Below are 7,456 nucleotides of genomic sequence, written 5' to 3' on the forward strand. Positions count from 1 at the left end.
GCGGTGAAATAGGGACTGTTTTACCAGTTAAAAGGTCTAATCAGTCCCTATTTCACCGCAACTGAAACAGGGGCGCTCTCCAAGAGAGCGCCCCCTGCCGGGTTTCCATAGTTCTGGCGAAGCAGTCCTTGAGATCCGCCTTGCCTTATGCCAAGAACTCCTTGGTGGTCGCCACGATGTTGGCGGCGTCCAGGCCATACTTGTGCAAGAGCTCGGCACCCGGGCCGGACTCGCCAAAGGTGTCGTTGACGCCGATCTTCTTGAGGGGCGTCGGGCACTGCTCGCACAGGACGTCGGCAACGGCGCTGCCCAGGCCACCGATTACAGAATGCTCCTCGACGGTCACGACGTGGCCGGTCTTGGTGGCGCTCTTGACGATCAGGTCGGCATCGATGGGCTTGATGGTGTGCATGTTGATGACCTCGGCGTCGATGCCCTCGGCAGCGAGCTGCTCGGCGGCCTCGAGAGCCTCGCCGACCATCAGGCCGCAGGCGATGATGGTCACATCGGCGCCCTCGCGCATGACAATGCCCTTGCCCAACTCGAACTTGTAGGTCTCGGGGTCGTTGATAACCGGCGAGGCCAAACGGGCGAAGCGCATGTACACCGGACCGTCGCACTCGTAGGCGGCGCGCGTCACGGCGCGGGCCTCGACGTCGTCGGCGGGAACAATCACGGTCATGCCAGGGATGACGCGCATCAGGGCGATATCCTCGCAGCACTGGTGCGTGGCGCCGTCCTCGCCCACCGAGATACCGGCGTGCGTGGCACCGATCTTAACGTTGAGGTGCGGGTAGCCGATGGAGTTACGAACCTGCTCAAAGGCGCGACCGGCAGCGAACATGGCAAAGGTACTCGCGAAGGCAACACGACCGGTGGTCGCGATACCGGCGGCGACGCCCATCAGGTTGCTCTCGGCGATGCCCACATCGAAGAAGCGGTCGGGGCAGGCTGCCTTGAACTTGCCGGTCTGCGTGGCGGCAGCCAGGTCGGCGTCGAGGACCACAAAGTCATCGTGCTCGTTGGCGAGCTCGACGAGGGCCTCGCCGTAGCTTACGCGCGTGGCGATTTTCTTGACGTCTGCCATCCTAGAGCTCCTCTCCGGCGGCCGTGAGCTCTGCCATGGCCTGCTCAAACTGTTCATCATTGGGGGCCTTGCCGTGCCAACCAACCTGGTTCTCCATAAAGGACACGCCCTTGCCCTTTGTGGTCTCCGCGATAATGGCAGTAGGCTGACCCTTGGTGGCGCGAGCCTCGGCAAAGGCGGCGCGGATCTGATCGAAATCGTTGCCGTCGGCAAGCTCCACCACGTGGAACTTAAAGGCGCGGAACTTGTCGGCGAGCGGCATGGGGTCGTTGACCTCCTCGACGGGACCGTCGATCTGCAGGCCGTTGTGGTCGACGATCACACAGAGGTTGTCGAGCTGCTGGTTGCCGGCAAACATGGCGGCCTCCCAGACCTGGCCCTCCTCGCTCTCGCCATCGCCCAGCAGGGCGTACGTGCGATAAGTATCGCCCCAGTGCTTGGCGGCAACGGCCATGCCCACGGCGGCGGAGATGCCCTGGCCGAGCGAACCGGTGGACATGTCAACGCCCGGAGTGTCGTTCATGTTGGGATGACCCTGCAGGTGGCTGCCGATGTGGCGCAGCGTCTCAAGATCCTCCTTGGGGAAGAACCCACGCTCGGCGAGCACAGCGTACAGACCAGGTGCACAGTGGCCCTTGGAAAGCACAAAGCGATCGCGGTCGGCCTTGCGGGGATGGGCCGGGTCGACGTTCATTTCCTCAAAGTACAGATAGGTCATGATGTCGGCAGCGCCGAGCGAACCGCCCGGATGGCCGGACTTGGCAGCGTGCACGCCGGTGACGATGCCCTTCCTTACCTCGTTGGCAACCTTTTTGAGCTCTTCGTCGCTCATTGTGCCTTCCTTTCATCCTCATTAGACAAAATGCGCACGGCACCGAAGGTAATCCCAACACAGCCGCAATGCACGTACGTCATTCATTATGCTGGAAACTGATGGCTTTACCAGAGTTTTTATCATTATTTAAACAATTTAGCAGGCAGAACCGCTGATGAAACGGTTTATCAATGTGAACGTCTTTTGGATGGGACGCGGTCGGCCCTACGCGCTAATGTCCTTGAATCCCTCGCCGAAAGCTTCCGTAACGTCGGCGACCGTCACAATGGCGTGAGGATCGCGCTCGCGCACGATCGTCTTGAGGGTATTGAGCTCTCGACGGTTCACGATGACCATGATCACCGGCTTCTCGGCACCCGAATACATGCCAGTCGCCTTAAACTTGGTACAACCACGACCCAGGCCATACATGATATCGGCAGCGATATCAGGGAACTTGTCCGAGATGATGAGTACCATACGGCGTTTGTTGCCACCATCGACCACGGCATCGATCACGTAGCCGCTAATGACCATCGAAAGGCCTGCATATAGTGCATTTTCGATTGAAAAGACCGGAGCCGACAGCGCGCATACGGCAACATCGATCGCCATGACGGTCGAGCCCACGGGCAGCGAGGTATTACGCGAGATGATTTGGCCAATCGTGTCCGAGCCGCCGGTGTTGGCGCCGGCGCGCAGCACCATGCCGTAACCGATGCCTGTAATAATGCCGCCCCACATGGCAGGGAGCATCAGGTCCGCATCCGCCAGAGGTGCTACAAACGGGGCGAACAGATCGGTAAAGAAGCCCAGCAGCACAAAGCCCGTCGCGGTCTGCACCACGTAGAACATGCCGCCCTCGCGCATAACGACCAGCAACAGCAAGGCGTTCATCACGATCGTCTGAATACCAACGGGAAGCGATATGCCGCGCGATGCGCCGACCGCCTGGATAATGGTGGCAAGGCCCGTAACACCACCGGCAGCAAGGCCGTTGGGAATCAAAAACAGGTCGGTCGCAATAGCGGCCAGAGCGCACCCCAACATAATCTGGGGCAGGTCGTGAAAGAAGTTCATCGATAGAATGCGCTTGATGTCCAGACGATATGCCATGCTACCTCCCTCAAAAAAGCGCACCCAAACGGATGCGCTTCGAACTTCTTGCTGTATTCGATTCTACCGATTCGCCGAACAAAAACCACCCCTGCGCAGGGTTTGCTTTGGATACAAAACCACCCTGCTCGGAGGGTTTTATCCATTTCCACATAAACCGGGCGGTTTATGCAGATGGGATCTCTGCGTCAGCGTTGCCAGTGGCCCAGCGATGGTAGCCAATAACAAACGGGTCCAGGTCGCCATCGTCAAGAACTGCCTCGACGTTGCTGGTCTCAACGCCCGTGCGTAGGTCCTTAACCATCTGATACGGGTAGAGCACGTAGCTGCGGATCTGGTTGCCAAAACCAATCGTGGTTTTGGGTCCGCGAATCTCATCCAGGGCCTCGGCGCGCTTCTCGAGCTCAATCTCGTACAGGCGAGCCTTGAGGATCTGCATGCACGCGGCCTTGTTCTGGATCTGGCTGCGCTCGTTTTGGCAGGTGACCACAATGCCGCTGGGGAAATGCGTCACGCGCACGGCGGAGTCGGTGGTGTTAACGCCCTGACCGCCCGGGCCGCTCGCGTGGTACACGTCCACGCGGATGTCATCGGGACTGATTTCGATGTCGATATCATCGGGTAGCACGGGGATGACCTCGACGCCGGCAAACGTGGTCTGGCGGCGCTTCTTGTCGTCGGTGGGGCTAATGCGAACCAAGCGGTGGACGCCGGCCTCGGCGCGCAGCATGCCAAATGCGTCCTTGCCCTCGACGGTAAAGGTCGCGCGGTCGATGCCGATGACCTCAGCAGCGGGGCAGTCGTTAATCGTGACCTTCCAGCCGCGACGCTGGCAGTACTTCATGTACATCTTAAAGAGCATGAAGGTCCAGTCCTGGGCCTCCAGACCACCCTGTCCGGGCTTGATGGTCACAATGGCATCGCCGTGATCGAACTCACCGGTAAACCAGCTCGAAAGCTCAAGCTCATCGATGGCACGGGCCAGGCGCTCAGCCGTGGCTGTAGCCTCCTCGCGAAGGGCGACGGCGTCGGGGTCATCCCCCATCTCCTCGGCAAGCTCCAGCGCGGCGCGGGCATCGGAAAGCTCGCCGCGCGCGGTGTCCACGGCAGCGATATCTTCCTTGGTACGCGCGATCTCCTCCATGGTGGCACGGGCGGCGTCGGCGTCATCCCAAAAGACAGGGGCAACACTTTTGGCCTCGAGCTCGGTCACACGGGTACGCTTCTCGTCCAGGTGGAGATACGACTCGACCTCGCCGAGCCGGTCCGCGAACGCGTCCAGCTCGGCGGGCGTTATCTCTAAAGCCTCAGCCATTAACGATTCCTGCCGTGGCAGTACTTAAACTTCTTGCCGCTACCGCAGGGGCACGGGTCGTTGCGGCCCACGTTGACGTACGGATCGTCGCTCTCGGACTTGCGATAAGTGGTCACCTTGCCACCGTTGTTGACGGCAGCCGGTCCGCCTTGGACAGCCGTGCGGGCCTGCACCTGCGCCTGCTTGCGCAGCACCGAGTCGCCGTTATCACCATCGACCTCGGCAGGACCGGAGAAGCGCGCGCCCTCGAGCGCGGGCTCCTCCTTGTGCTCCACGGCACGCGGGGCAGCCTTGATCTCGATGCGCAGAACCGTACGCAGATAATCCTCGTACATGGTATCGACGAGTATCTGGAACGCGCCGTAGGCCTCGGTCTTGTACTCAACCAGCGGGTCGCGCTGGCCAAAGCCGCGCAGGCCGATGCCGGTCTTGAGGTAGTCCATCTCCTGCAGGTAGTTCATCCAGCGGGTATCGATGACGCGCAGCATGACCTGGGTGTTGAGCTCGCGCATCAGGTCCTCGCCCAAGCGCTCGGCCTTCATGTTGTAGCACTTCTCTACGTAAGCCAGGACATCGGCAGCCAGAGCCTCATAATCCTCGTCGGGGAACTTCGGCGTATCGATGTGGCCGGTGAGCTCCACAACCCACTTGCGCAGGCCCTCCAGGTCGCGCTCGCCATCGTGACTGTCCTTGGTGCAGAACTCCTGAACGCAGCGGTACACGGTGTCGTGCATGACCTCGGTGATGTGGTCGGTCAGGTCCTTGCCGTCCAGAATCTTATTGCGCTCGGCGTAGATGACCTGGCGCTGCTTGTTCATGACGTCGTCGTACTCAAGGACGCTCTTACGCATGGAGAAGTTGATGCTCTCGACCTTGTGCTGGGCGCTCTCGACGGCCTTGGAGATGATCTTGTGCTGGATGGGCATGTCGTCGCCCATGTCGGCCGTGACCATCATCTTGGAGACGCGGTCCATCTTGTCGCCACCGAACAGGCGCATGAGGTCGTCCTCAAGCGACAGGTAGAACTGGGTCTCGCCCGGATCGCCCTGACGGCCGGAACGGCCGCGCAGCTGGTTGTCGATGCGGCGGGACTCATGGCGCTCGGTGCCGATAACGGTCAGGCCGCCGGCGGCAAGCACGCGCTCGCGCTCGGCCTTGCAGGTCTCCTTGGCTTCGGCGTTAAACTGCTCGAGCTGCTCGGGCGTCACGTCCTCCATGGTCAGGCCCTCGTACTCCAGGCGCTCGCGCACCAACTCGTCGGGGTTGCCGCCCAGCAGGATGTCGGTACCACGGCCGGCCATGTTGGTGGCGATGGTCACGGCGCCATAGCGACCAGCCTGGGCCACGATATGGGCCTCGCGTTCATGGTGCTTGGCGTTGAGGACCTCGTGCGCGATGCCGCGCTTGGTAAGGGCGGCGGACAGCTTCTCGGAGCTCTCGATGGAGACGGTGCCCACCAGGACCGGCTGGCCCTTGGCGTGACGCTGCTCGACATCGTCGGCGACGGCATTGTACTTGGCCTGGATGGTGCGGTACACCAGGTCCTCGTGGTCCACGCGCTGCACAGGCTTGTTGGAGGGGATGACCTCGACGGGCAGCTTGTAGATCTCGCGGAACTCGGCATCCTCGGTAAGTGCCGTACCGGTCATGCCGGAGAGCTTGTCATACAGACGGAAGTAGTTCTGCAGGGTGATGGTGGCCAGCGTCTGATTCTCCTCGCGCACGAGCACGCCCTCTTTGGCCTCGATGGCCTGGTGCAGGCCCTCGGAGTAACGGCGGCCTTCCATAATGCGGCCGGTGAACTCGTCGACGATCTTGACCTCGCCGTTGGTGACCACGTACTGCTTGTCGCGGTGGAACATGTACTGGGCCTTCAGCGCCTGCTGCAGGTGGTTGACAAGCTGGCCGGAGAGATCGGCATAGATGTCATCGATACCCAGGCGGCGCTCGATCTTCTTAAGGCCGCGCTCGGTAGCGGCAATGGTGTGCTTGGCCTCGTCCATGACATAGTCGCCCGTGGGCTCGACGTCCTCGGTGGCGGTGAGCATGTCGTGCGACACGTCCTCGCCGCGCTCAAGGCCACGCACGGCACGCGCGAAGTCCTTGTAGGTACTGGCGGACTTGGTGCCAGCGCCCGAGATGATCAGCGGGGTGCGGGCCTCATCGATCAGGATGGAGTCAACCTCGTCGACGATGGCGTAGTTGTGACCGCGCTGCACGCGCTGCTCGGGACGGGTAACCATGTTGTCGCGCAGGTAATCAAAGCCGAACTCGGAGTTGGTGCCGTAGGTGACGTCGGCCTGGTAGGCCGGGCGCTTGAGCTCGAGCGGCATGTTGTTCTGGAGCAGACCGACGGTCATGCCCAGGTACTTATAGATGCGGCCCATCCACTCGGAGTCGCGCTTGGCAAGGTAATCGTTGACAGTAACGACGTGCACGCCCTTGCCGGCAATAGCGTTGAGATAGCCGGCCAACGTGGAGACGAGGGTCTTACCTTCGCCGGTCTTCATCTCGGCGATGTGGCCCTCGTGCAGCGCCATGGCGCCAATGAGCTGCACGTCAAAGTGGCGCATACCCATGGTGCGCTTGGAAGCCTCACGCACGGTGGCAAAGGCCTCGGGGAGCATGTCGTCGAGCGACTCGCCGTTGGCGTAACGCTCGCGGAACTTATCGGTCTGGCCGCGGAGTTCCTCCTCGGTCATCTTCTCAAACTGGGGCTCAAGACCGTTGATCTGGTCGACGATCTTGTAGTAGCGCTTAAGGTCCTTATCGGATCCAAAGGACAGCAGCTTTGACATGAATCCCATGTGGTTTTCCTTTTTGGCCATCGCCCACGCCATGCAGCCTTGGGCGAGTTAAACACAGATAAATGTACTTTAGCCAAACAAGGCGCGGCCTATACGGTCGACCTCGACCGCCACGTAATAACTACGACCAACCTGCCAAAAAGGGACAGTTTTATTTTGGCAGGTTTTATCTGGGCAAACGCTGTATCTCTGCCATTTGGTGCAAGCTAACCCGTCCCCTTCGCACCAATCTGGTGCAATGGGGACGGGTTAGCTTGCACCAATAAAATCAGAACCACCCTTAAAAAGGGTGGTTTGCTCTTAGGGTATAACCCACG

Annotated in this window: 5 protein-coding genes; all 5 read right to left on the reverse strand. The window is 60.7% G+C overall.

Annotation, left to right across the window (positions count from 1 at the left end; all coding sequences use genetic code 11):
* Window positions 1–145: 145 nt before the first annotated feature.
* The 5 genes from DXC52_RS06085 to secA all read right to left on the reverse strand — a co-directional run bounded on the left by DXC52_RS06085 (window position 146) and on the right by secA (window position 7,139).
* On the reverse strand, window positions 146–1,087 hold the full coding sequence (locus DXC52_RS06085; RefSeq protein ID WP_006235309.1) for a transketolase family protein: 942 nt from the start codon (window positions 1,085–1,087) through the stop codon (window positions 146–148).
* A 1-nt stretch (window position 1,088) separates the two neighbouring features.
* Window positions 1,089–1,919, reverse strand: a complete 831-nt coding sequence (locus DXC52_RS06090) for a transketolase (protein ID WP_117746563.1) — start codon at window positions 1,917–1,919, stop codon at window positions 1,089–1,091.
* A gap of 207 nt (window positions 1,920–2,126) precedes the next feature.
* Window positions 2,127–3,017: a YitT family protein gene (locus DXC52_RS06095; protein WP_117746564.1), complete on the reverse strand. Its 891-nt coding sequence runs from the start codon at window positions 3,015–3,017 to the stop codon at window positions 2,127–2,129.
* A gap of 166 nt (window positions 3,018–3,183) precedes the next feature.
* Window positions 3,184–4,332: a peptide chain release factor 2 gene (prfB, locus tag DXC52_RS06100; RefSeq protein ID WP_117746565.1), complete on the reverse strand. Its 1,149-nt coding sequence runs from the start codon at window positions 4,330–4,332 to the stop codon at window positions 3,184–3,186.
* Window positions 4,332–7,139 (reverse strand): preprotein translocase subunit SecA, encoded by a 2,808-nt coding sequence (gene secA / locus DXC52_RS06105; RefSeq protein ID WP_089572242.1) that lies wholly within the window; start codon window positions 7,137–7,139, stop codon window positions 4,332–4,334. The genes prfB and secA overlap by 1 nt, the downstream gene beginning before the upstream one ends.
* Between the last annotated feature and the right edge of the window lie 317 nt (window positions 7,140–7,456).

This window comes from Collinsella sp. TF05-9AC (assembly GCF_003438495.1).
In the GTDB taxonomy this organism is placed as follows: Bacteria; Actinomycetota; Coriobacteriia; order Coriobacteriales; family Coriobacteriaceae; genus Collinsella.